Raw genomic sequence first — 21,797 nt, 5'->3', positions numbered from 1 at the left:
GTCAAGCCCGTCACGCCCAGGTCACAGGTCTCTAGCGGGCCGATACCCCCGGATGGTACTTCGGCACGCGCACGTTGACCTTGGTCCCGGCGCCCTTGCCGGTCTCCACGACCAGGCCGTACTCATCACCGTAGACCTGGCGCAGGCGCTCGTCGACGTTGGCCAGGCCCACGCCGCCCGCGCTCACCACCTCCCCGGCCAGGATGAGCCTGAGCCGGTCGGGGTCCATGCCGAGGCCGTCGTCCTCGACGCTGATCCGGCAGTCGGCGCCGGCGTCCTCGGCGACGATCGTGATCCGGCCGACGCCGTTCTTGCTCTCCAGGCCGTGCCGTACCGCGTTCTCCACCAGCGGCTGCAGGCACAGGAACGGCACCGCCACCGGCAGCACCTCCGGCGCGATGCGCAGCGTGACCTGGAGCTGGTCGCCGAAGCGGGCCCGCTCCAGGATCAGGTAGCGGTCGATGGAGCGCAGCTCCTCGGCCAGCGTGGTGAAGTCGCCGTGGCGACGGAAGGAGTAGCGGGTGAAGTCGGCGAACTCCAGCAGCAGCTCGCGGGCGCGCTCCGGGTCGGTGCGGACGAACGAGGCGATCGTGGTCAGCGAGTTGTAGATGAAGTGCGGGGAGATCTGCGCGCGCAGCGCCCGTACCTCGGCCTCCATCAGCCGGGTGCGGGAGCGGTCGAGCTCGGCCAGCTCCAGTTGCGAGTCGACCCAGCTCGCCGTCTCCTGCGCCGCGCGCACCAGCCCCGCCGAGGCGTGCGGGCCGTAGGCGGTCAGGGAGCCGACGATGCGCTCGTCGGTGGTCAGCGGAACCACGACGGCGTGCCTGATCGGGCATTCGAGCAGCTCGCACTCGATCGACAGCACCTGGGTACGGCCGTCGCGCAGCGTCGCCGCCGCGTGGTCCAGGGCGTCGGCGGCGTGGTGGTCACCGGCGCCGTCGTACACGAGCAGCCGCTCGCCGTCCGTGATCGCCAGCGCCGGGGAGCCGAGCAGCTCGCGCAGGTGGCGCGAGGCCCGCTGCGTGCCCTCCTCGGTCAGCCCGGTCCGCAGCGGCGGCGCGGCCAGCGAGGCGGTGTGCAGCGTCTCGAACGTGGCCCGCTCGGCCGGGCCCGTCCCCAGCTCGCGGCGGCCGCGCAGCACCCGCCACAGCACCACGGCCGGGACGCCGACCAGCACCACCGCCAGGATCAGGCCGACGGCGAGTTCCATGACTTCCTGATCAGCTCGGCGTAGGACTCGGCCTCGGCGTCGTCGGCGTACTTGGTGCGCGGCCAGAAGAAGCCGCGCAGCCCGTCCTTCTTCTGCCGCGGCACGATGTGCACGTGCAGGTGGGGCACGCTCTGGCTGATCCGGTTGTTCATCGCGACGAACGTGCCCGCCGCCTGCAGGCCGTCCTCGACCGCGCGGGCGCCCGCCTGGACGCGTTCGAAGAACGGGCCGACGTCGGTGAGGTCGGCCAGCGTCTCGACGTGGCGGCGCGGCACCACCAGGACGTGCCCCTTGAAGACCGGCCTCGTGTCGAGGAAGGCGACGGCCACCTCGTCGGAGAAGACCGTGAAGGCGGGCCGTTCTCCCGCGATGATCTCGCAGAACAGGTCGGTGCTCACCTGCCGACTTTAGCCGCGAAAGCCGACCAGCTACTCACGTTGGGGCCGCCCCACTCCCGGGGGGCGTGCAGGAAGTGCTCGCCGACGTGCGCGGCCAGCCGCTCCGGCGCCTGCGGGACCTTGCCGCCCCTGACGTGGTAGACGAGGCCGCCGGGGCGCTGGGCCATCGCCATCCAGGGCAGCCACGGCGAGACGCGGCTCCAGGAGAAGAAGCTGGGCACATTCTGGCTGTCGCCGTCGACGTCCTCGGCCTTGGCGAAGAACTGGAAGAGTTCGAGGGCGCGGTAGGTGTCGCTGGCCGAGTTCTCCGGAAACTCCGCGACTTTGAGGGGCGAGGGGTAGGCGAGGCGGATGTCGACGTTGAAGACGACCTGGTCGCCGATCCGCGTCGTCGGGACCGGGTAGGCGCCCATACGCTGGTTGACCGGGTCGTTGAAGACGTGCTGGACCTCGACCTGCCGGCCGGTGAACGGGTTGTCCCAGGTCTTCAGGATCTCCCGGGACTTCGGGTCGAGGTAGGCGGCGGCCTCGCGGGTCAGCAGTTGCCAGGCGCCGTCGGCCTCGACGACGCGGGCCACGTTGAGCCCCTCGAACCCGAACAGGTGGTGCGGGCCGTCGTCGTCCTGCCAGCCGTACACGTCGCCGGTCCACCACGAGATCGTCTCGGCGCCGTCAGTCGAGGCGCGCACCCGAAGGAAATCCATGAGGTGAAGCCTCTCCGACCACACGCCAGGTTTCAAGACAGTCTGTCGTGATCACTTGACGGTGATGGTGAAGATCGCGGTGCCGGAGTCCTTGACGCTGTCCGGGGCCGTGGGCGTCTTCTCCGCGCCGCAGCGCCAGCAGTTGAACAGCTTGACCTCGGTCGTGCCCGGACGCTTGGCGTTGAACACGAAGTATCCGGTGCCGCCGCTGCCGGGGGCCTCGCCGTCGCTCTCGTGCTCCTCGCTGATGAACGAGGCCACCTTCGCGTCCGGCACCTCGACCAGCGACCAGCTGTCGCCGACGGACGGGTTGTCGGACACGGCCAGCGAGAACCGGTCGCCCTGGCCCACCTCGACCTGGGTCGTCTGCCCCTTGGCGCCCTTCACCACGGTCCCGTAGTCGTTGACCGCCGAACCCGCGCCACACCCCGCCACCGCGACGGTCACGAGGACCGCCGCGGCCAATGTCCTGTTCACCTGCCGCAGCGTATCGCCTCCCCCTCACAGGTACGGCGGCGCCTTTCAGCGCTTGCGCTTGAGCAGGCGGCGCACGACGAGGGCGACGATGGTGCCGACGGCGGCCAGCACCAGGACCGGGCGCTTCTTCGCCTCCGTGGCGGCGGCGTCGGCCAGCTCCCCGGCCTTGTCCGACGCGACGGCGGCCGTGTCCTTGGCGGCGCCCGCCATCTCCCCCGCCTTGTCCTTGGCCGTCGCGGCCACCTCGCCGGCCTTCTCCTTGGCCACCGCGGCGGTGTCCCTGGCCGCGGCGGCGACCTCGCCCGCCTTGTCCTTGGCCGTGTCGGCCATCTCGCCCGCCTTGTCCTTCGCCGTCGCCATCACGTCGCCTGCCTTTGTCTCTCGTTCCGCGTCGTCACATCGGCTTCGGGGGGCCAGTACCTCGACCCTGCCACCACGCCCACAACCGCCCACACGGACGGCGCCGGGGCCCGGCGACAGGAGCACGGGCACGGCGGGACGTGCGTCCCCACCGCGCCGAACAGCCACTCCAGGGTCGCCCCTGAGGACTGTCGCCTCCTCCGATGAGGAAGGCGCCTACCCAGCCTGCGGGCGCTCTATCACGGCTGTTTCCCGCGCAGGTCCTCGCGCATGGCGTCCCGGGCCGCGATGAGCGGGTCGTCGTGCTCGGCGCGCTCGTGCAGCGCGGTGAGCTCCGCGTCCCCGCGAACGTCCGTGACGTCGCCGCCGTGGTTGTGGTCCGCGGCGACGAACACGCCGTGGGACCCGCGCTCCTCCTCGGCCTCCTCGGCGTTCTCCGCCGCACCGGCCCTGGTCTGGGGCACGTTGACCGAGGTCGAGTCGACCGGCGAGCCGACGACCGCCTCGTGCGCGCCGACGTACCCCGCGGTCACTCCCTCGACGTACTCCTCATGCTCCTGCATCGGCCCTGCCTTCCCGTGGTGCTCTCATCCGTCGTTCTAACCGTACGGGTCGAGATCAACGGCAAAGCATCGGCCACGATGTGGTCAGCGACGGGCGAGCCTGAGCAGGAATCCGACGACCGCCGCGGCCTCCGAGGACTTGGGCACCTCGCACCAGGCGTCCGGCTTGTCCGGCACGGAGAACGGCGAGGGCAGCTCGCACGGCGGCGTCTGCGGTTTGGGGCGTTCGCACCAGGATCCGCTCATACCACCACCTTACGCCGCCCCCCACGGCAGCCGCGAGCCTCGCGCGAAGATCTGTGCACCCAGCGGCTCGTCCTGACGGGGACGGTTCGCGGGTAGCGGTGGGCGGCCGGTTCGGGCGGCGTACTGTCGGTGGGCGGCGGTAGCCTGCCGGGGTGCTTGTGGTGCATGGGGTGTGGGCGGGCGGCGGGCTCGCCTTCTGGGCGGAGGACACGGAAGCGGTCGGCACCGCCTCGCGTGGCGCCTGGCCACGGCCGCACCCGTTCGCCGCCGGGCATGGGGAGCTGACGGCGCACCTCGGGCTGACCGACGCCGTCCGGACGGTGATGGAGATGGTGCTGCCGGGCTCGGCCGCCGCGCCGATCCCGTCACCGGAGACCGGGCTGCTGGGCGACGGCGTGCGGCCCCGGGCGCGGGTCTGGCGGGTGCCGGTCGTGGTGCCGGACGCCGGACACTCCCTCCGCCTGCTCGGCTCCGGCGGGGCGACGGTGCGCTTCTGGAGCGCCGTGACAGACCTGGCCCACGATCTCGTACGGCGCGGCCGGGTCCTTCCCCAGCTCGTCGCCCCCGACCACACGGACACGCCTTCCCTGGGCGACACGATCCCGGACGATGCGGCAAGAGGCGGCCTGGCCGGGGGCGCAGCGGTGGATGACGGGCTGGCCATGTGGGCGATCCCGCAGGAGACTGCGCGGGCTCGGTGGCGGGTGGTGCTGACCGGGCAGGATGCGGTGCGCTTCCGGGAGCTGGCGCTGGCCATGCCGCCCGCGTGCCGTACCGGAGCTGTGGAGCGGGGGTCGGCGGGGGTGTTGCGTGCGGCGCTCGACCACTTCGCCGACGCTCACGTCAGGGCCCGGCTCCCCGAGCCGCTGGTGGCCAGGCCGCGCACGCTCAGGGACCGCTGGCTGGCCGCCCTGACCGGGCCCGGCGCCGCCTGCCCCGACGTGCCGGAGCTGCGCGAGGCGTTGACCGAGTGGTACGACACCGTGGCCGCCGCCGACAGCTCGGCGCGTGTCAGCTTCCGCCTGGTCGAACCGCCGATGGACGACGGCCTCTCCGCGGACGGCATCGGGAACGTCACGGACAGCCTCGGGCACCTCGCGGCCGGCGTCGCTGGCACCTGGGACGAGGCCGGGCGATCCGGGGACGGCTCCGGGCCGGGCGGGCACGAGCAATCCGGGGACGACTCCGGGCTGGGCGGGCACGAGCGATCTGCGGACGGCTCCGGGCTGGGCGGGCACGAGGGGATGTCCGGAGACCGGGCGGCCGGGGAGCCGGTCGTGGGGGTGGCGGGCCAGGTCGGGCGGGCCCGGGACGGGTGGCGGGTGGAGCTGGCGTTGCAGGCGGTGGATGATCCGAGCCTGTACGTCCCCGCTGACCAGATCTGGCGGGGTGAGCCGTTGCCCGGTCTGCCGGCCAAGCCCGAGCGTGAGTTCCTGGCCGGCCTGGGCAGGGCGGTGCGCCTGTATCCCGAGCTCGACCCCGCCCTCAGGGTGGCCGAACCCAAGGAGCTCGTGCTCGACACCGCGGGCGCGTTCGCCTTTCTGCGGCAGGCCGCACCGCTCCTGCAGGCGGCCGGGTTCGGGGTACAACTGCCGCGCTGGGCCGGCCGGGCCAAGCTGGGGCTGAAGCTGACCACCCGGACGAAGAGCCAGAAGGCGGCGACCGGGCAGGGGTTCGGGTTGCGGGAGCTGGTCGACTTCCGCATCGACCTGGCCGTGGGCGACGAGAGCATCAGCGAGGCCGAGCTGGCGGAGCTGGCCAGGCTCAAGGTGCCGCTGGTGCGGGTGCGCGGCCAGTGGGTGGAGCTGGACGAGCGGCAGCTCAAGGCGGCCCTGCGGGCGGTCGAGGGACGCAGGGACGGCGAGCTGAGCGCGGCCGAGATCCTGCGGCACGTGGTGCAGGGCGAGGACGACGAGCTGCCCCTGCTGGAGATCGACGCCGACGGCGTCCTCGGCGACCTGCTGTCGGGCCAGGCCGAGCGGCGGCTGACCCCGCTGACCACCCCGGCGGGGATCGACGCGACCCTGCGCCCCTACCAGGAACGCGGCCTGGCCTGGCTGAGCTTCCTGTCGGAGCTGGGGCTGGGCGGCGTGCTGGCCGACGACATGGGCCTGGGCAAGACCATCACCACGCTGGCGCTCCTGGCCCACGAGCGGGAGCGGGCCGGGCAGATGCCGCCGCCGACCCTGCTCGTGTGCCCGATGTCGCTGGTGGGCAACTGGCAGCGGGAGGCGGCCAGGTTCGCGCCCGGGCTGAAGGTCTACGTGCACCACGGCGGCGGGCGCGACGCGACGCTGGTCGACGGCGCCGACCTGGTGATCACCACGTACGGCACCGCCCAGCGCGACCTGGAGACGCTGAAGGAGTTCACCTGGCAGCGCGTCGTCTGCGACGAGGCCCAGGCGATCAAGAACAGCGGCACCCTGCAGGCCCGCGCGGTGCGGGCGATCCCCACCCGCACCCGCCTGGCGCTGACCGGCACGCCGGTGGAGAACCACCTGGCCGAGCTCTGGTCGATCATGGAGTTCTGCAACCCGGGCCTGCTGGGCACGCGGTCCAGGTTCAGGTCCCGCTATCAGGAGCCGATCGAGGCCCGCCAGGACGAGCAGGCCACGCTCGCGCTCAAGCGCGCCACCGGCCCGTTCGTGCTGCGCCGCCTCAAGACCGACCGGTCCATCATCACCGACCTGCCGGAGAAGGTGGAGGTCAAGGAGTGGTGCTCGCTCACCCCGGAGCAGGCCTCGCTCTACCAGGCGGTGGTCGACGACATGATGGGCAAGATCGACGGCAGTGAGGGCATCGAGCGGCGCGGGCTGGTGCTGGCGGCCATGGCCAAGCTCAAGCAGGTCTGCAACCACCCGGCCCATCTGCTGAAGGACGGCTCGCGGCTGCCGGGACGCTCGGGCAAGCTGGCCAGGCTGGAGGAGCTGACCGAGGAGATCGTCGCGGAGGGCGAGAAGGCGCTGGTCTTCACGCAGTACGCGGAGTTCGGCACGATGCTGCAGCCCTACCTGGCCGCCCGGCTGGACCGCCCGGTGCTCTGGCTGCACGGCGGCCTGCCCAAGAAGGCGCGCGACCGGCTCGTCGCACGTTTCCAGGACGACCCGGAGCCCATGGTGTTCCTGCTCTCGCTGAAGGCGGCCGGGGTCGGGCTCAACCTGACCGCCGCCAACCACGTCATCCACGTGGACCGCTGGTGGAACCCGGCGGTGGAGGACCAGGCCACCGACCGGGCGTTCCGCATCGGCCAGCGCAAGAACGTCCAGGTGCGCAAGCTGATCTGCGCGGGCACCCTCGAAGAGCGCGTGGACGAGATGATCGAGCGCAAGAAGGCGCTGGCCGAGCGGGTGGTCGGCACCGGCGAGGACTGGCTCACCGACCTGTCCTCGCAGGAGCTGCGCGAGGTCTTCCGCCTGGGCGCCGAGGCGGTGGGCTGAGCATGCCGGTCGGCAGGGACGGATGGTACGACGGCGGCAGGCCGATCGCGGTCGAGGGCGGCCTCAGGGCCCGCACCCAGCGCGGCACGATCGGCTCGTCGTGGTGGTCGCGCCGGTTCATCGACATCCTGGAGCGGGTGTGCGACAAGGGCCGGCTCGCGCGCGGGCGGGCGTACGCGCGCAAGGGCCAGGTGCTCTCCCTGGAGCTGTCCCCGGGGCTGGTGAGCGCCAGGGTGCAGGGTTCCCGCCCGGACCCGTACGAGGTGGCGGTCAGGGTCGAGGTGTACGCCGAGGCGCTGTGGGCCGAGCTGGAGGAGGCGATCGCCGGGCAGGCGGTGCACCGGGCCAAGCTGCTGGCCGGGGAGATGCCGCCGGAGATCGAGGAGGTCTTCGCGGCGATGGGCGTCGACCTGTTCCCGCGCGACCTGGACATGGAGTGCTCCTGCCCGGACTGGGGTTTTCCCTGCAAGCACCTGTCGGCGGTGCTCTACCTGCTGGCCGAGTCGTTCGACGACGACCCGTTCCTGGTGCTGGCGTGGCGGGGCCGTACCAAGGAGCGGCTGCTGGGGTCGCTGGCCGAGGAGGGCGCGGCGCGCGGCGACCCGCTGGCGGTGGCGGACGTGCCGTTCGCCGAGCGGCTGGCGGACTTCTACGCGGCGGGCGCGAGCGTGCGGCGGCCGGAGTGGCGGGCCTCGGCGGCGCCCGATCTGCTGCTGCGGTTGTTCCCCCCGCCCGAGGGGCTGGCGCACCAGCTCGGACCCGCGTACATCGGCATGGCCGCAGATCTTGAGGCACCGGCCGACGAGTCCTAATATGAGGCCCTCTCCCCCCGAACCGCGGAGGACTCCTCGTGAGCTCACCGGCGTTAACGGCAAAGGTCTCCGGCGGTTGGACGGCGCGGCTCTCCCTGGCCCAGCTCGGGCTGATGATGGGCTGGTTCACGCTGATCCAGATCGTGCTCCCCCAGCACATGGTGATGGTGGACGACGCGAACAAGGAGGCGTCGCTCGCGGTGGTGTTCGCCGTGGGCGCGGCGGTGTCGATGGTGTCGAACGTGGCGTTCGGCGCGCTGTCGGACCGCACCCGGGGCCGCTACGGCAGGCGCCGCCCGTGGATCCTGTTCGGCGCGCTGACCGGCGCCGCGGCCCTGGTGCTGCTCGGCACACAGCAGTCGGTGCTGGGCATGACGATCGGCTGGAGCCTGGTGCAGCTCACGTTCAACGCAGCCTACGCCTCGACGGTCGCGGTGGTGCCGGACCAGGTGCCGGAGTGGCAGCGCGGGCGGGTGCTGGCGGTGGCCGGGGCGGCGCAGGCCGCGGGACCGCTGCTGGGCGGCCTGGTGGTGGCGCTGGTGGTCACCGGAGTGCTGCCGTCCTATCTGGCGATGGCGGCGCTGCTGCTGGTGACGGTGCTGCCGTTCGCGTTCGCGACCGGTGAGGGCCCGGTGCCGGACGCGGTCAGGCAGCGCTTCGACTGGCGGACGCTCTGGGTGAGCCCGCGCCGCCACCCCGACTTCGCGTGGGCCTGGGTGACCCGTTTCCTGCTGAACCTGTCGATCTCGATGGGCACCGGCTACCTGCTCTACTACCTGCGCGACGCGATCGGCTACGAGCGGCTCTTCCCCGGGCACGGCGTGGACGAGGGCGTGCTCATCCTGCTGGCGGTCTCCACGGTGGCCGGCATCGGCCCGACGCTGCTGTCCGGCTGGCTGTCCGACCGGCTGGGCAGGCGGCGCCCGGTCGTGAGCGCGGCGGCGCTGCTGACCGCCTCGGCGGCGGTGCTGCTGGCCTTCACCACGTCGTGGCCGACGGTGATCGTGGCGGCGGTGATCCTGGGCGCGGGCAGCGGCGCGTTCCTGGCCGTGGACCAGGCGCTGCTGACCCAGGTGCTGCCCACCGACCTCGACCGGGGCAAGGACCTCGGCGTGCTCAACCTGGCCTCGGCGGGGCCGCAGGTGCTCGCGCCGGTGCTGGCCGCGCCGCTGGTCACGCAGCTCGGCGGCTACCCGGCGCTCTACACGGTCACGGCCGTGGTCGGCGTCGCGGGCGCGCTGCTGGTGTGGCGGATCCGCGGGGTGCCGTAGCGTCGGCACATGCTGATCGAGACGGCCGAGCGCGTCGCGCGCGAGTACGAGCTGGGCGAGGTGACGGCGGCGCCCGTCTACGCGGCCCGCGGCGAGCTGGGCCGCATCTGGCGCGTGGACACCGGCCGAGGCTCGTGGGCGGTCAAGGAGTCGCTCATCGAGGTGGCCGAGCCCGACGCCGCGGCCGACGTGGCCTTCCAGCGTGCCGCCGCCGCGGCCGGCGTGGAGCTGCCCGCACCGGTCCTGGACCGCCGCGGCCGGGTGATCCTGCGGGCGCGGCCGTACGACCTGCGGGTCTATGAGTGGGCCGATCTCGCCCCCGGCGAGATCACCGCAGCCCAGCTCGGCGCCGCGACCGCGGACGTCCATCGGGTACGGCACGCCGCCCGCGGACCGGTGCCGGCCTGGTTCGCCGACCCGCTGGGCCCGCAGGGCTGGGCCGGGGTCGCCGAAATCTCGCGGGGCCAGGAGTGGGAGGACGCGCTGCGCGCCTGGCTGGACGACCTGGTCGCGGTGGAGGCCGTCGTCGTGCCGCCGGACCCGGCCAGGGTCACGACCTGCCACCGCGACCTCAACGAGGAGAACCTGCGCGTGTCGGCCGCGGGCCGGGTCACGGTCCTGGACTGGGAGAACTGCGGCCCCGCCGTCCCGGCGTGGGAGCTGGCCGCGATCGTGGCCCGCGACCCCGAGGTCTACCGCGCCTACGTGGCCGCGGGCGGGCCGGCGCGGGTGACCGGGCCGGAGGACTTCTCGATGCGCGTGGCCGTACAGGGGCATCTGCTGGAGTTCTACGCGCGGCGGGCGGCCGATCCCGCGGAAGGCGCGGAGAACCGGGCGCGCTCGCGCGCCCGCCTGGAGGTGATGCTGACGCGCCCGCTCACGCTGGAGCGGATCTCAGCGGTCCTCGAAGGTCTCCGGGACCATCACGCGCACCCCGTTGGGCACCACGCGCAGCCTGATGGGGGTGCGTAGGCGCACCTCGCCGTCGACGTCGGCGGCCATGGGCGGCTCGGTCTCCAGCAGCATCTCGCGGCCGGTCACGAACGGCCCGCCCGCCATGCTGCGCCAGCGGCCGGTGGCCGCCCGCGCCAGCGTCTCGCCGAGCAGCCTGAGCTTCTTGCCGGAGCCGAGCTGGTAGGCGACCAGCAGGCCGTTGTCGATGCTGATGTCCTTGGCCACCTGCCAGCCGCCGTGGAAGCGGCCGTTGGCGATGTTGAGCTGGTGGGTGAGCAGTTCGTGGCGCTTGCCGTCGACGGTGATGAACGCGCGGAACGGCCGGTGGCCGGGCAGGATCGTGAGCGCGGTCAGCGGGTAGGCGGGGCGGCCGATGATGCGCTTGAGCCACGGCTTGACCGTGCCGGCGACCTCGACGGAGACGCCGAAGCTGGCCAGGTTCGCGAACGGGCGGTCGTCGGCCATGCCGAGGTCGATGTCGGCGACCTTGCCGGTGGCGAAGACGTTGATCGCGCCGGCCAGGTCGAGCGGCAGGCCGAGGCTGCGGGCGAAGTTGTTGGTGGTGCCGAGCGGGAGCACGCCGAGCGCCACGTCGCGGTGGGCGATGTGGCGCACGGCCGACGACAGGGTGCCGTCACCGCCCCCGACGATCAGCAGGTCGGGTTTGGTGGCCAGCGCCCTGTCGAGGTGCTCGCGCAGCCTCTTGGGCTTGAGCACGGAGAACTCGGCGAGCGGTTCGAAGCCCAGCCCGTGGATGAGGTCGAGCGCCTCGAAGTAGTGGCGGCGACCGCGGCGCGAGCGTGTGTTGATCACCACGGCCACCCGGCGCTCCCGCCGGATGGCCGCGGTGTGCTCCGCCTTGGTCCTCAGGTCCGTCATGGTCCCTCATCGTAGGGCCGCCGGAGCGGCCCCTACGATCACTTCTTGGGCGCGACGACCTGGATGATGGCTCCGAGGTTGCCGGGCAGGGGGCTGACCAGCCTGAACTGGACGCCCAGCGCCTTGCCCTCGTCACCCGGGTTGCCGGTGCCGAGCTTGTGGCCGTGGCCCATGTCGGTCCCGTACAGCTCGGGGGCGGGGCTGCCGTCGAAGTTGACGACGCGCGTGCTGTACTGCTGGTCGCCCTTGGACGGGATGACCGCCGAGGCGTCGAAGTCCCGGTAGAACAGCGAGCCGTTCTGCAGCTCGAAGCCCGGGTACCAGGTCTTCGCGTCGGTGAAGTGCGGCACGCCCTTCTGCGCGGCGATGTCCGAGCAGTACTCGCTGAACGGCTCGTCCGGCGCCTCCAGGCACTCCTTGAACGGGTAGGTCCTGTTGAAGGAGAACGCCGCGTTGGAGGTCTGGGAGCGGCCTTCCAGGTTCTTGTTGCGGCTCGGGTCCTTCTCGGCCGCGGTCCCGCTACGGCGCAGCGGCTCGTAGTGGGAGTCCACGACCAGCAGGCTGCCCTTGGCGCCGATGCTGGGCAGGGTCTCCAGGTTCGGGATGATCACGTTGTTGGTGTAGGTCGAGTCGCGGAGCCAGACCAGCAGGCCGGGCGCGTTGTACTTGACCTTCTGCACCTTCCAGGCGCCGTCGCGCGAGTAGGTGGTGTCGTAGGCGTACTGCAGGCCCTTGTCGAAGCCGTCGAAGTTACGCCACTCGGCGAGGTAGAAGCGGGAGATCTCGCGCGAGCCGTTGTTGATGGTCCAGCCCTGGCCGCTGGTGTTGGTGAACGTGCCGCCGGTGGCCTTTCAGCCGTTCTCGCCGCCCTCGACGTCGTCGCTCCAGACGGCCGTGCCGCCGTTGGTGAGCTGGAAGTCGTCGGCGTGCCAGCCGCGCGGGGTGGAGGCGGCGTCGGTGTTGTAGGCCAGGCGCAGCTTGATGGTCTGGCCGGCGAACGGGGTCAGGTTGACGTAGTCGTGCCGCCAGCCGTCGGTGTTGCCGGTGAGGCCGTACTTCTTGTTGCCGAAGGTCTTGAGGTTCTTGTTCGGGTCCGGGTAGTCGTCCGGGGTGGTGACCTCCTGGCCGGCCTCGTCGTAGACCTTCTGCTGGGTCCAGGTGTTGCCGCCGTCGGTGGAGACCTCGACGAAGCCGTAGTCCCAGTCGGCCTCGATCTCGTAGTTGTTCCACATCCAGAAGCGCAGGTCGCTTCCGGCGGGCACCTGCACGTCGCGGGTGACCTTGACGTTGGCCCACTCCTGGTCCATGCCGGACCACCAGGCGTTGGTGCCGCTGTGGGCGTCGATCATCTTCAGCGGCTGGCTGGCCAGGTTGACGCGGACGCCGTCGGCGGTGAGCTTGGGCGTGCGCGAGGACTGGCCGACGGTGACGAGCTTGCTCGCGTCACCGGGGTTGAGCGTCTTGGGGTTGGCCCAGCCGAGGACCCACTTGTCCCACAGGCCCATGTGCGTCGGCATCGACTGGAAGATCGGGCCGGAGTGCGAGCCGCTGGACATCAGGTCCCAGAAGTCGACGGCGGAGCTGCCCGAGCCGCTGGTGTCGTACAGGTCGGGCAGGCCGAGGTCGTGGCCGTACTCGTGGGCGAAGACGCCGACGCCGGAGTCCTCGGGCTGCACGATGTAGTTCGAGATCTTCTTGTCGGTGCCGGGGATCTGGTAGCCGCCGGCGACCGCGCTGGAGTGCGCCCAGATCGCGTAGGTGCCCTCCTTGCCGCCGTCGGAGGACTTGTCCTTGCCGGCGTGGACCAGCACCAGGTGGTCGATCACGCCGTCGGGCTCGGCGAAGTTGCCGTCACCGTCGGCGTCGGAGATGTCCTCCTGGTCGTACTCGGCCCAGTTGAAGCCGGGCTGCGTCTGCGCCAGGACGTTGATCGCGTCGATGGCGAGCTGGCCGGCGCCGAGCGGGTTGTCCGGGTGGCCGGACATGTCCTGGGGAGCGCCTCCGCAGGCGGCCGCGCCGTACCACGCCTCGGAGTGCGGGGCCTTGATCCAGCCGACGGCGGAGCCGGTGACGGAGTAGGCGCCCTTGGACATCTCCTCGTACATCTTCTTCATGGTGTAGCCGGAGATGTCGATGCCGGGCTTGCCGTCGCGCGGGTCCTTCAGGTCCTTGCGCACGCGCTCGGTGATGCCCTTGTCGGTGTAGAGCATCTTGTTGAAGTGCGCGGGGCTGAAGTCGGGGACCCAGAAGGAGTTGTTGTCCTTCTGGAGCAGGCTCGCCGGGTCCGGGATGTTGTTGTGGAGCGGTCCGTTCATCTTGGTGCCCGGAGGCTCCACGACGCAGTCCTCGGGGCCGCTGTCGGGGGTGCGCAGGCGGTTGAAGCCGGAGAAGTCGTCGTTGGCGTTCTCGTTGAACTCCACGAGCAGGGTGAGCAGCTTGGCCGTCTTGGTCTGCTTGGACTTCTTGAAGATCCAGTCGGCGGGGTTGCGGCCGGTTCTGATGGCCTCGTTCTCCCGGGCGGCCAGGACGCGGCCGGCGGCCGGGTTGCCGCTGGTGAACTTCTGGTCGATCTTCTCCGCCGGCGAGAGGCGGCGGGCGGCGGGCGTTCCCGGCGCCGGCGGCTCCTCGGGAGTCTTCTCCGCCCGGGGCGGGGCGTAGTTGATGTAGTAGTCGGCCGCGCTCGGGACGTACCTCGCGATAGAGGCGTCCGCGGGGGCGACGGCGAGTCCCGTGGCGATGAGGGTGAGCGCGGGGACTGTGGCTAAGTAGCGTCTGCTTGGCACAAAGCGGACGCTAAGCCCAAGGTCAAGTAATCGTAAAGCCCTTTGTTGAAATGTGATGGATTAGCCGGGTATTTCAGAACAGCAGAAGTACGGCAAGGGTGCCGCCCGCAATGGCGCCGCCGTAGCAGACGAGCGCGATGAACAGGTCGAACCTGGCCACGTCCAGGAGCTCCTCGCTGGTGTGCCGGATCCGGTGCGCCGCGTGGAACAGGCACAGGACGACGACGGCCACCAGGGCCAGCCGGACCGGGACGGGGTCCAGGATCGCGGCCAGGTGGGCCGTGGACGGCCAGTCGAGCACGCCGAGCGGCATGAGCACCCCGAACAGCAGCACCAGCACCGGCAGCGTGAGCGCGGCCACCACTCCCCCGCCGCTGAACAGCAGCCACAGGTAGGGCGAGAGCGTGCGCCGCCCGCTCATGGCGTCCTCAGCACGAAGTAGGCGAGGACCGCCGAGACCAGCAGCCAGGCGGAGTGGTTGCCGCCCTGGATCATCCAGGCGGGCAGGCGGTAGCCGTCCAGCCTGACGACGGTGGCGGTGGGGGCCAGGTTCAGGAACGTGACCGAGTGGAAGACCGTGGCGGCCAGCGCGACCACGTTGAGCGCGATCACCCACGGCTGCCCGGCGAAGGCGGCCGGGTCGCCGCCGTTCAGGACGGCGTCGATCACGATCATCAGGAAGACGATCGCCCACGCCACGAACACGCTGGTCAGCTCGCGCGCCACGAACACCGTGTAGTTCCGGTTGCGCAGGAACCACGCGGGGTCGCGCGGCGGCCGGTACGCCGTCGTCATCGCCTGCTCCAGGGGAGGATGGACCGCACCGCGGCCGTGACCTTGTAGCGCTGGATCGCCTCGGCCGGATCGACGTGCTTGGGGCAGACCCGGGTGCATTCGCCGACGAACGTGCACCCCCACACCGCCTCGTCCAGGTTGAGCATGTCGAAGCGGTCGCCCATGTCGCGCGAGTCGAGCTCGTAACGCTGGGCCAGCGCGATCGCGGCGGGGCCGAGGAAGTCGGGGTCGAGCACGTAGACCGGGCAGGCCGAGTAGCAGAGCATGCAGTTGATGCACATCGAGTACTGCTTGTACGCCTCCAGTTGCGCCGGTGTCTGGGCGTGCTCGGTCGTCAGCGGCAGCTCCTCGCCCTCCCTGATCAGCCAGGGCCGCACGTGCCGCAGCTTGTCCAGGAAGTCGTCGACCTCCACCACCAGGTCGCGGATGACCGGGAAGCCCTTGAGCGGCTCGATCCTGATCGGGCCGTCGCCGAACTCGGTGAAGAACGTGCCGCAGGTCAGCCGGGGCTCGCCGTTGACGTTCATGCCGCACGAGCCGCAGATGCCCATCCGGCACGACCAGCGGAACGACAGGGTGCCGTCGAGCCGGTCCTTGACGTAGTTGAGCCCGTCGAGCACCGCCCAGTCGTCCATGAGCGGCACCTCGAAGCTCTCCAGCACCGGCGCGTCGTCCCGCTCGGGCCGGTAGCGGGCGACTTCGAGCGTGATCGTGCGCGTAGTGGCCTGAACGGCTTCCTGATGCTTAGCCTCAGTCACGGCCATAGACCCTTTCGCCGGGTGGCCAGCGGGTGATCGTCACGGGTAGCAGGCCGACGGACGGCGTGCCGTCGGGTGCGCGGTGGACCAGCGAGTGCGCCAGGAACTCCCGGTCGTCGCGCGCCTCGTAGTCGGTGCGCTGGTGGGCGCCGCGCGACTCGCGCCGGTTGAGCGCGCAGGCCGCGATCGTCTGCGCCACGTCCAGCATCGTGTGCAGCTCCTGGAGGTTGATCAGATCGGTGTTGAAGGCGAGGCTGGGGTCGTCCATGCGCGCCTCGTCCGCCCGCTCGCGCAGCTCGGCCAGCGTGTCCACGGCCTTGGCCAGCTCGGGGCCGGTGCGGTAGATCCCGGCCGCGCCCTCCAGCGTGTGCTGCATCCGCTCGCGCAGGTCCGCGATGCGGTCGCCGCCGTGGTGGCCCTCCCGCGCGCGCTCCAGCCGCCGTCGCTCGTCCTCCCCCTGCGCGCGTACGGCGGGCGGCTCCGCCTGCCGGTGCTCGCGGGCGAAGGCGGCGGCCGCCGTACCGGCTCTTCTGCCGAAGACGAGGATCTCGGGCAGCGAGTTGGAGCCGAGCCGGTTGGCGCCGTTGATGCTGACGCAGGCGGTCTCGCCCGCCGCGTACAGTCCGGCGATCGGGGTGGCGCCGTTCAGGTCGGTGTGGACGCCGCCCATCACGTAGTGCACGACCGGCCGGACCGGGATGAGGTCGGTGGCCGGGTCGAGGTTCTGGTAGCTGCGGCACAGCTCTCGCACGAACGGGATCCTGGAGTCGATCTTGCGCTCGCCCAGGTGGCGCAGGTCCAGGTAGACGACCGGGCCGTAGGGCGTCTCGACGGTGCGCCCGCGCCGCTGCTCGTGGACGAACGCCTGCGACAGGCGGTCGCGCGGGCCCAGTTCCATGCTGCGCAGCTTGGGCTTCTCCGTCGGCTTGCCCAGGTCGTAGTCCTGGAGGTAGCGGTAGCCGTCCTTGTTGATCAGCCAGCCGCCCTCGGCGCGCGCCGCCTCGGTGATGAGGATGCCGGTGAACGGCAGGCCCGTCGGGTGGTACTGGATGAACTCCATGTCCTTCAGCGGCGCCCCGGCCCGGTAGGCCAGGGCCATGCCGTCACCGGTCTTGATGGCGGCGTTGGTGGTGAAGGGGAAGACCCGGCCGCAGCCGCCGGTGGCCAGGATGACGGTGCGGGCGGCGATGGTCTCGATGCGCCCGGTCCTGATCTCGACGGCCACGACGCCGTGGACGCGGCCGTCGTCGACGATCAGCCGGGTCACGTACCACTCGTCGTAGCGCCGGATCTCCCCGTACTTCATCGTGGTCTGGAACAGGGTGTGGAGCAGGTGGAAGCCGGTCTTGTCGGCGGCGTACCAGGTGCGCTCGCGCTTCATCCCGCCGAAGGGCCGCACCGCGACCCGGCCGTCGCCCTCCCTGCTCCAGGGGCAGCCCCAGTGCTCAAGCTGGATCAGCTCCCTGGGCGCCTCGGCCACGAAGGCCTCGACGGCGTCCTGGTCGCAGAGCCAGTCACCGCCGGAGACGGTGTCGTAGCAGTGCTCGTCCAGGGTGTCGCCTGCCGCGATCACCCCGGCGGCCCCGCCCTCGGCCGAGACGGTGTGGCTGCGCATCGGATACACCTTCGACACGACCGCCACGCTCAGCTCCGGATCGGCCTCGGCGACCGCGATGGCCGCCCGCAGTCCGGCGCCGCCCCCTCCGACGATGAGCACATCGATCATGGGCGTCACTTCCCGTGGTCGGGTTCGATGGGGTCCTTCACCCGCTTGCCGTCGTGCCGGATGGCGGACAGATGGATGCTGCCGTCGTGGTACTCGTGGCGGATCCTGCGGCAGCCGCACTCGAAGAACTGATCCCTGATGACCAGGCCGTAGCCGTCGTCGTCGACGAGGCGTTCACCACCGGACTTCTTCCCGCAGGGAGCCTGCTCGGGGGTGAAGGGGGTTTTGGTGCCTGTCATCGCCGATCTCCTTAGAAAGGCGAAATGTCATCTCCACACAAGCACCAGGAGGACCTCCTGAAAAGGTCAGATGTCCCTCTCGGCATCCGGCTGGTCGACCTGGCGGGGCTGCGCCTGCGCCGCCTCGTGCGGATAGTGCAGGTCGAAGGCGGGGCGTTCCGAGCGGATGGGCGGGATGCTGGTGAAGTTGTGGCGCGGCGGCGGGCAGGAGGTCGCCCATTCCAGGGAGCCGCCGTAGCCCCACGGGTCGTCGAGGGTGACCTTCGCCCCGTGCCTGGCGGTCTTCCAGACGTTGTAGAGGAACGGCAGCGTCGAGGCGCCGAGCAGGAACGCGCCCACCGAGGAGATCTGGTTGAGCGTGGTGAAGCCGTCGGCCGCGCCGAAGTCGGCGTAGCGGCGCGGCATCCCGATCGCGCCCAGCCAGTGCTGCACGAGGAACGTGGTGTGGAAGCCGACGAAGAGCGTCCAGAAGTGCAGCTTGCCGAGCCGGTCGTCGAGCATCCTGCCGGTCATCTTCGGCCACCAGAAGTAGAAGCCCGCGAACATCGCGAACACCACCGTGCCGAAGACGACGTAGTGGAAGTGCGCCACGACGAAGTAGGTGTCGGAGATGTGGAAGTCCAGCGGCGGCGAGGCCAGGATCACGCCGGTCAGCCCGCCGAGCAGGAACGTCACCAGGAAACCTACGGCGAACAGCATGGGCGTCTCGAAGCTGAGATGGCCGCGCCACATCGTGCCGATCCAGTTGAAGAACTTCACGCCCGTCGGCACCGCGATGAGGAAGGTCATGAACGCGAAGAAGGGCAGCAGCACCTGCCCGGTCGGGAACATGTGGTGCGCCCACACGGTCATCGACAGCCCCGCGATCGCGATCGTGGCGCCGACCAGCCCCATGTAGCCGAAGATCGGCTTGCGGCTGAAGACCGGGATGACCTCGGTGATGATGCCGAAGAACGGCAGCGCGATGATGTAGACCTCGGGGTGGCCGAAGAACCAGAACAGGTGCTGCCAGAGCAGCGCCCCGCCGTTCTCCGGCGCGAAGACCTGGGTGCCGAGCTTGCGGTCGGACTCCAGCACCAGCAGCGCCGCCGCCAGCACCGGGAAGGCCATCAGCACGAGCATGCTGGTCAGCAGCGTGTTCCAGGTGAACAGCGGCATCCGGAACATCGTCATGCCCGGCGCCCGCATGCCGATGATCGTGGTGATGAAGTTGACCGAGCCGAGGATCGTCCCGAGCCCCGACAGGGCCAGGCCCATGATCCACAGGTCGCCGCCGAGGCCCGGCGAGTAGGTGGCGGTCGACAGCGGCGTGTAGCCGAACCAGCCGAAGTCGGCCGCGCCGCCCGGCGAGAGGAACCCGGCCAGCACCATGATCCCGCCGAACAGGAACAGCCAGTACGCCACCGCGTTCAGCCGAGGGAACGCGACGTCGGGAGCCCCGATCTGCAACGGCATCACCACGTTGGCGAACCCGGCGAACAGCGGCGTCGCGAACAGCAGCAGCATGACCGTGCCGTGGATGGTGAACAACTGGTTGTACTGCTGCTGGCTCACCAGTTGCATCCCCGGGGAGGCCAGCTCGGCCCGCATCACCATGGCCATCAGCCCGGCGACCAGGAAGAAGACGAACGAGGTGATCAGGTAGAGGTACCCGATGACCTTGTGGTCCGTGGTCGACAGCCAGGAGACGATCACGGTGCCGGTACGGCGGCGCCGTACGCGCTCGATCGAGGTCTCGCGGACGGTCGTCACAGCAACTCCCTCCGACGCGGGTGCCCCCGATGCCCCCATTCCACGCCAACCTCCGCCGCGCGGGAACCCCATTCGCGCAATTACCCTTGCCAAGATCGGCCTACGGAAGGGCAAAGGATGAAGAGGGTCGCGCTGGTGTGCGCCGGGGTTGTGGTGGCGGGGTTGTTCACGGGGCAGGCGGCGCAGGCGAAGCCGTACATCCCGAAGAACTTCCTCCTGTACGAGAAGCAGGCGCGCGAGGACGCGGGCGGCGAGCACTGGATCCTCGTCGAGGGCGGCACGCACGAGGACGTCTGGAACGCGCAGTGCCGCCCGGCGACGCTCAAGGGCTGGTCGGCGCGGCGCGACCTGACCTACGACACCGAGATCGGCGGCGGCGAGAAGACCAACGCGATCCGCGGCGAGCAGGTGTTCGTCTTCTCCAAGGCGAGCAAGGCGCGGGCGATGCTGGCGGGGATGCGCAAGCTGATGAGGGGGTGCGCGCAGATCACGCCGAGCGCGCTGCGCATCGGCGACGAGGCCGTGGGCGGGGTGCTGCGGGTGAAGGCGAAGGTCCCGCAGACCCAGAAGTTCGTCGCGGTACGGCGGGGCGCGGCCGTGGCCCTCTACTGGGACCTGGCCAACGCCGCCAAGCCGCTGCGCACGATGGCGCAGCACGAGCGGGACGCCAAGCGGATGGCGGCCAAGCTGTGCGCGATCGGCGGCTGCTGACCCCGTGGGTCTTCTATTCTTCGTAACGACCCGATCGGAGGAGATTACGTGAACGCACAGCGCGACTACGACGCCCTGGTCAGCCGGGGGCTCAAGCTCGACCTCACCCGGGGGAAGCCGTCGCCGCGCCAGCTCGATCTCGCCGACGCGATGCTGACGCTGCCCACGTCCCATGTCGCCAGGGACGGCATGGACGGGCGCAACTACGGCAATCTGCAGGGGCTGGCCGAGCTGCGGGAACTGTTCGGGCCGTTGCTGCAGGTGCCCGCCGACCAGTTGGTGGTGGGCGGCAACTCGAGCCTCGCGATGATGCACGACACGGTGGTGCACGCGTTGCTGAGCCCGGTGCCCGGCGCCGAGCGGCGGTGGGTGGAGGCGGGCGAGATCACCTTCCTGTGCCCCGTTCCCGGATATGACCGGCATTTCACGATCTGCGAGCGGTTCGGGATCAAGATGGTCGCCGTGCCGATGAACGCCGGCGGGCCGGACATGGACGTCGTCGAGCGGCTCGTGGCCTCGGACGCGAGCGTCAAGGGCATGTGGTGCGTGCCGAAGTACAGCAACCCGTCGGGGATCGTGTACGGCGACGAGACGGTGCGGAGGTTGGCGTCGATGCGGACCGCCGCCCCCGATTTCCGGATTTTTTGGGACAACGCCTATGCGGTGCACCATCTGACCGACGACCACGCCGAGATCGCCGACCTGCTGGCCCTGTGCGCCGAACACGGCAACCCGGACCGGGCCTTCATCTACGGGTCGACGTCCAAGGTGACGCTGGCGGGCAGCGGGGTGTCGTTCTTCGGCTCCTCCGCGGCGAATGTCGCCTGGTTCCTGCACAACACGGCCAAGCAGTCGATCGGGCCCGACAAGATCAACCAGCTTCGGCACGTGGAGTTCCTGCGGGACGCGGACGGGGTGGCGGCGCACATGCGCGGGCACGCGGCGCTGGTCGGGCCCAAGTTCGCGATCGTGGACCAGATCCTGTCCAAGGAGCTGGGCAACCTGGCCACCTGGACGAGTCCGCGCGGCGGGTACTTCATCACGCTCGAGGTGCCGCACGCGCGGCGGGTGGTCGAACTGGCCAAGAACGCGGGCATCGCCCTGACGCCCGCCGGCGCCACCCATCCGTACGGGGACGACCCGACTGACACGTTCATCCGGATCGCTCCCACGTATCCGAGCGTGGAGGAACTCGAACAAGCCATGCTCGGCCTCGCCACCTGCATCCGCCTGGCCGCGTCGTAATCTCTTTTCTGCCGCTCCGACTGTCCTGCGCCGCGCTGTCTGTTACGGCCATCTGCTACGCGTCTGTTGTGGCGTGGCGCAGGCTCCCACTGTCCTCAGCGCCACCATCCGTTACGGCGCAGCCCAGTGGGCGCCTCCCGCCGCCGTGGGCTCGCGTCCGTGCGTGGTCGGCCGGCAGTCTGACGTGGTGCTCGCCGTTACGGCGGTCCTTGGGCAGGGTCCCGTGCCCTGCGCGGGCCGCCGTACCCGCGCGCCGGACACCACCGCCGGACTTCCCGCCGTCTCGGCGCGAAAGACCCCGCCCCCTACCGCCCTGCACGGCCCTCGCACCCCTGCCGCCTCCGGCTGCCCGTCACATAGCTTGGGCCAGGCACACAGCCCATGCCGCCCTCTGGTTGCCCGTCGTATCGCCCCTGAGCTGGGCTCGCGGGTAGCCCCTGGGACGGACTTGTGGGTAGCCCCTGGGACGGGATAGGG

The 21,797-nt window shown here is 70.8% G+C and carries 22 protein-coding genes; 6 read left to right on the top strand and 16 right to left on the bottom strand.

Annotation, left to right across the window (positions count from 1 at the left end; genetic code table 11):
- Positions 1–31: 31 nt before the first annotated feature.
- The 7 genes from ACIBEJ_RS13365 to ACIBEJ_RS13335 form a co-directional block, all read right to left on the bottom strand.
- The gene (locus tag ACIBEJ_RS13365) at positions 32–1,210 is read right to left on the bottom strand and encodes a sensor histidine kinase (protein WP_397182934.1); all 1,179 of its coding nucleotides are present in this window, start codon (positions 1,208–1,210) and stop codon (positions 32–34) included.
- On the bottom strand, positions 1,189–1,608 hold the full coding sequence (locus ACIBEJ_RS13360) for an HIT family protein (RefSeq protein ID WP_397182933.1): 420 nt from the start codon (positions 1,606–1,608) through the stop codon (positions 1,189–1,191). Before ACIBEJ_RS13360 ends, ACIBEJ_RS13365 begins: the two co-directional genes overlap by 22 nt.
- The gene (locus tag ACIBEJ_RS13355; RefSeq protein ID WP_397182932.1) at positions 1,605–2,312 is read right to left on the bottom strand and encodes a DUF1838 family protein; all 708 of its coding nucleotides are present in this window, start codon (positions 2,310–2,312) and stop codon (positions 1,605–1,607) included. The genes ACIBEJ_RS13360 and ACIBEJ_RS13355 overlap by 4 nt, the downstream gene beginning before the upstream one ends.
- Positions 2,313–2,363: 51 nt before the next feature.
- Positions 2,364–2,789 carry a protease inhibitor I42 family protein gene (locus tag ACIBEJ_RS13350; protein ID WP_397182931.1) on the bottom strand — a complete coding sequence of 142 codons (426 nt, stop codon included), beginning with the start codon at positions 2,787–2,789 and terminating at the stop codon, positions 2,364–2,366.
- A gap of 45 nt (positions 2,790–2,834) precedes the next feature.
- Complete coding sequence (locus ACIBEJ_RS13345) at positions 2,835–3,152, bottom strand: hypothetical protein (protein ID WP_397182930.1); 318 nt, start codon at positions 3,150–3,152, stop codon at positions 2,835–2,837.
- 236 nt (positions 3,153–3,388) lie between these two features.
- Complete coding sequence (locus ACIBEJ_RS13340; RefSeq protein ID WP_397182929.1) at positions 3,389–3,712, bottom strand: hypothetical protein; 324 nt, start codon at positions 3,710–3,712, stop codon at positions 3,389–3,391.
- Positions 3,713–3,796: 84 nt separating this feature from the next.
- Entirely contained in the window at positions 3,797–3,958 is a 162-nt protein-coding gene (locus ACIBEJ_RS13335; RefSeq protein ID WP_397182928.1) for a hypothetical protein, read from the bottom strand.
- A 152-nt stretch (positions 3,959–4,110) separates the two neighbouring features.
- Between ACIBEJ_RS13335 and ACIBEJ_RS13330 the strand changes: the two genes are divergently transcribed.
- Genes ACIBEJ_RS13330 through ACIBEJ_RS13315 form a run of 4 tightly spaced genes read left to right on the top strand, consistent with a single transcriptional unit; the run spans position 4,111 to position 10,450 of the window.
- Positions 4,111–7,395 carry an SNF2-related protein gene (locus ACIBEJ_RS13330; protein WP_397182927.1) on the top strand — a complete coding sequence of 1,095 codons (3,285 nt, stop codon included), beginning with the start codon at positions 4,111–4,113 and terminating at the stop codon, positions 7,393–7,395.
- 2 nt (positions 7,396–7,397) lie between these two features.
- Positions 7,398–8,207 carry an SWIM zinc finger family protein gene (locus tag ACIBEJ_RS13325; RefSeq protein WP_397182926.1) on the top strand — a complete coding sequence of 270 codons (810 nt, stop codon included), beginning with the start codon at positions 7,398–7,400 and terminating at the stop codon, positions 8,205–8,207.
- 38 nt (positions 8,208–8,245) lie between these two features.
- The gene (locus ACIBEJ_RS13320; RefSeq protein WP_397182925.1) at positions 8,246–9,478 is read left to right on the top strand and encodes an MFS transporter; all 1,233 of its coding nucleotides are present in this window, start codon (positions 8,246–8,248) and stop codon (positions 9,476–9,478) included.
- Positions 9,479–9,487: 9 nt separating this feature from the next.
- A complete protein-coding gene (locus tag ACIBEJ_RS13315) occupies positions 9,488–10,450 on the top strand; it encodes a phosphotransferase (RefSeq protein WP_397182924.1) in 963 nt (320 codons plus the stop codon).
- Here ACIBEJ_RS13315 and ACIBEJ_RS13310 read toward each other — a convergent pair.
- The 9 genes from ACIBEJ_RS13310 to ctaD all read right to left on the bottom strand — a co-directional run bounded on the left by ACIBEJ_RS13310 (position 10,373) and on the right by ctaD (position 19,364).
- Positions 10,373–11,311 carry a diacylglycerol/lipid kinase family protein gene (locus ACIBEJ_RS13310; RefSeq protein WP_397182923.1) on the bottom strand — a complete coding sequence of 313 codons (939 nt, stop codon included), beginning with the start codon at positions 11,309–11,311 and terminating at the stop codon, positions 10,373–10,375. The genes ACIBEJ_RS13315 and ACIBEJ_RS13310 overlap by 78 nt on opposite strands.
- A 38-nt stretch (positions 11,312–11,349) precedes the next feature.
- Positions 11,350–12,093: a hypothetical protein gene (locus ACIBEJ_RS13305; RefSeq protein ID WP_397183259.1), complete on the bottom strand. Its 744-nt coding sequence runs from the start codon at positions 12,091–12,093 to the stop codon at positions 11,350–11,352.
- Between the two features lie 69 nt (positions 12,094–12,162).
- Complete coding sequence (locus tag ACIBEJ_RS13300; RefSeq protein ID WP_397182922.1) at positions 12,163–14,094, bottom strand: immune inhibitor A domain-containing protein; 1,932 nt, start codon at positions 14,092–14,094, stop codon at positions 12,163–12,165.
- 73 nt (positions 14,095–14,167) lie between these two features.
- Positions 14,168–14,515 carry a fumarate reductase subunit FrdD gene (gene frdD / locus ACIBEJ_RS13295; RefSeq protein WP_397182921.1) on the bottom strand — a complete coding sequence of 116 codons (348 nt, stop codon included), beginning with the start codon at positions 14,513–14,515 and terminating at the stop codon, positions 14,168–14,170.
- Positions 14,512–14,889: a hypothetical protein gene (locus ACIBEJ_RS13290; protein ID WP_397182920.1), complete on the bottom strand. Its 378-nt coding sequence runs from the start codon at positions 14,887–14,889 to the stop codon at positions 14,512–14,514. The genes frdD and ACIBEJ_RS13290 overlap by 4 nt, the downstream gene beginning before the upstream one ends.
- Positions 14,886–15,647: a succinate dehydrogenase iron-sulfur subunit gene (gene sdhB, locus ACIBEJ_RS13285; RefSeq protein ID WP_397182919.1), complete on the bottom strand. Its 762-nt coding sequence runs from the start codon at positions 15,645–15,647 to the stop codon at positions 14,886–14,888. Before sdhB ends, ACIBEJ_RS13290 begins: the two co-directional genes overlap by 4 nt.
- Entirely contained in the window at positions 15,640–17,373 is a 1,734-nt protein-coding gene (gene frdA / locus ACIBEJ_RS13280; RefSeq protein WP_397182918.1) for a fumarate reductase (quinol) flavoprotein subunit, read from the bottom strand. Before frdA ends, sdhB begins: the two co-directional genes overlap by 8 nt.
- A 5-nt stretch (positions 17,374–17,378) precedes the next feature.
- Positions 17,379–17,612 carry a hypothetical protein gene (locus ACIBEJ_RS13275; RefSeq protein ID WP_397182917.1) on the bottom strand — a complete coding sequence of 78 codons (234 nt, stop codon included), beginning with the start codon at positions 17,610–17,612 and terminating at the stop codon, positions 17,379–17,381.
- A 66-nt stretch (positions 17,613–17,678) separates the two neighbouring features.
- Positions 17,679–19,364 (bottom strand): cytochrome c oxidase subunit I, encoded by a 1,686-nt coding sequence (gene ctaD, locus ACIBEJ_RS13270; RefSeq protein WP_397182916.1) that lies wholly within the window; start codon positions 19,362–19,364, stop codon positions 17,679–17,681.
- Positions 19,365–19,481: 117 nt separating this feature from the next.
- Here ctaD and ACIBEJ_RS13265 point away from each other — a divergent pair, with 117 nt between their 5' ends.
- The gene (locus tag ACIBEJ_RS13265) at positions 19,482–20,075 is read left to right on the top strand and encodes a hypothetical protein (protein WP_397182915.1); all 594 of its coding nucleotides are present in this window, start codon (positions 19,482–19,484) and stop codon (positions 20,073–20,075) included.
- 48 nt (positions 20,076–20,123) lie between these two features.
- The gene (locus ACIBEJ_RS13260) at positions 20,124–21,320 is read left to right on the top strand and encodes an aminotransferase class I/II-fold pyridoxal phosphate-dependent enzyme (protein ID WP_397182914.1); all 1,197 of its coding nucleotides are present in this window, start codon (positions 20,124–20,126) and stop codon (positions 21,318–21,320) included.
- Positions 21,321–21,797: the final 477 nt, after the last annotated feature.

It is taken from the genome of Nonomuraea sp. NPDC050790 (assembly GCF_044456745.1).
In the GTDB taxonomy this organism is placed as follows: Bacteria; Actinomycetota; Actinomycetes; order Streptosporangiales; family Streptosporangiaceae; genus Nonomuraea.
Note: the sequence above shows the minus strand (reverse complement) of the source record. Positions and strands in the feature narration are given on the sequence as shown.

Excerpts from the sequence above, each read along its gene's own strand:
- frdA (WP_397182918.1), bottom strand. The coding sequence starts at position 17,373 with ATGATCGATGTGCTCATCGTCGGAGGGGGCGGCGCCGGACTGCGGGCG.
- ACIBEJ_RS13310 (WP_397182923.1), bottom strand. The coding sequence starts at position 11,311 with ATGACGGACCTGAGGACCAAGGCGGAGCACACCGCGGCCATCCGGCGG.
- ACIBEJ_RS13315 (WP_397182924.1), top strand. The coding sequence starts at position 9,488 with ATGCTGATCGAGACGGCCGAGCGCGTCGCGCGCGAGTACGAGCTGGGC.
- ACIBEJ_RS13340 (WP_397182929.1), bottom strand. The coding sequence starts at position 3,712 with ATGCAGGAGCATGAGGAGTACGTCGAGGGAGTGACCGCGGGGTACGTC.
- ACIBEJ_RS13275 (WP_397182917.1), bottom strand. The coding sequence starts at position 17,612 with ATGACAGGCACCAAAACCCCCTTCACCCCCGAGCAGGCTCCCTGCGGG.
- frdD (WP_397182921.1), bottom strand. The coding sequence starts at position 14,515 with ATGAGCGGGCGGCGCACGCTCTCGCCCTACCTGTGGCTGCTGTTCAGC.
- ACIBEJ_RS13365 (WP_397182934.1), bottom strand. The coding sequence starts at position 1,210 with ATGGAACTCGCCGTCGGCCTGATCCTGGCGGTGGTGCTGGTCGGCGTC.
- ACIBEJ_RS13290 (WP_397182920.1), bottom strand. The coding sequence starts at position 14,889 with ATGACGACGGCGTACCGGCCGCCGCGCGACCCCGCGTGGTTCCTGCGC.
- ACIBEJ_RS13265 (WP_397182915.1), top strand. The coding sequence starts at position 19,482 with ATGAAGAGGGTCGCGCTGGTGTGCGCCGGGGTTGTGGTGGCGGGGTTG.
- ACIBEJ_RS13335 (WP_397182928.1), bottom strand. The coding sequence starts at position 3,958 with ATGAGCGGATCCTGGTGCGAACGCCCCAAACCGCAGACGCCGCCGTGC.
- ACIBEJ_RS13325 (WP_397182926.1), top strand. The coding sequence starts at position 7,398 with ATGCCGGTCGGCAGGGACGGATGGTACGACGGCGGCAGGCCGATCGCG.
- ACIBEJ_RS13355 (WP_397182932.1), bottom strand. The coding sequence starts at position 2,312 with ATGGATTTCCTTCGGGTGCGCGCCTCGACTGACGGCGCCGAGACGATC.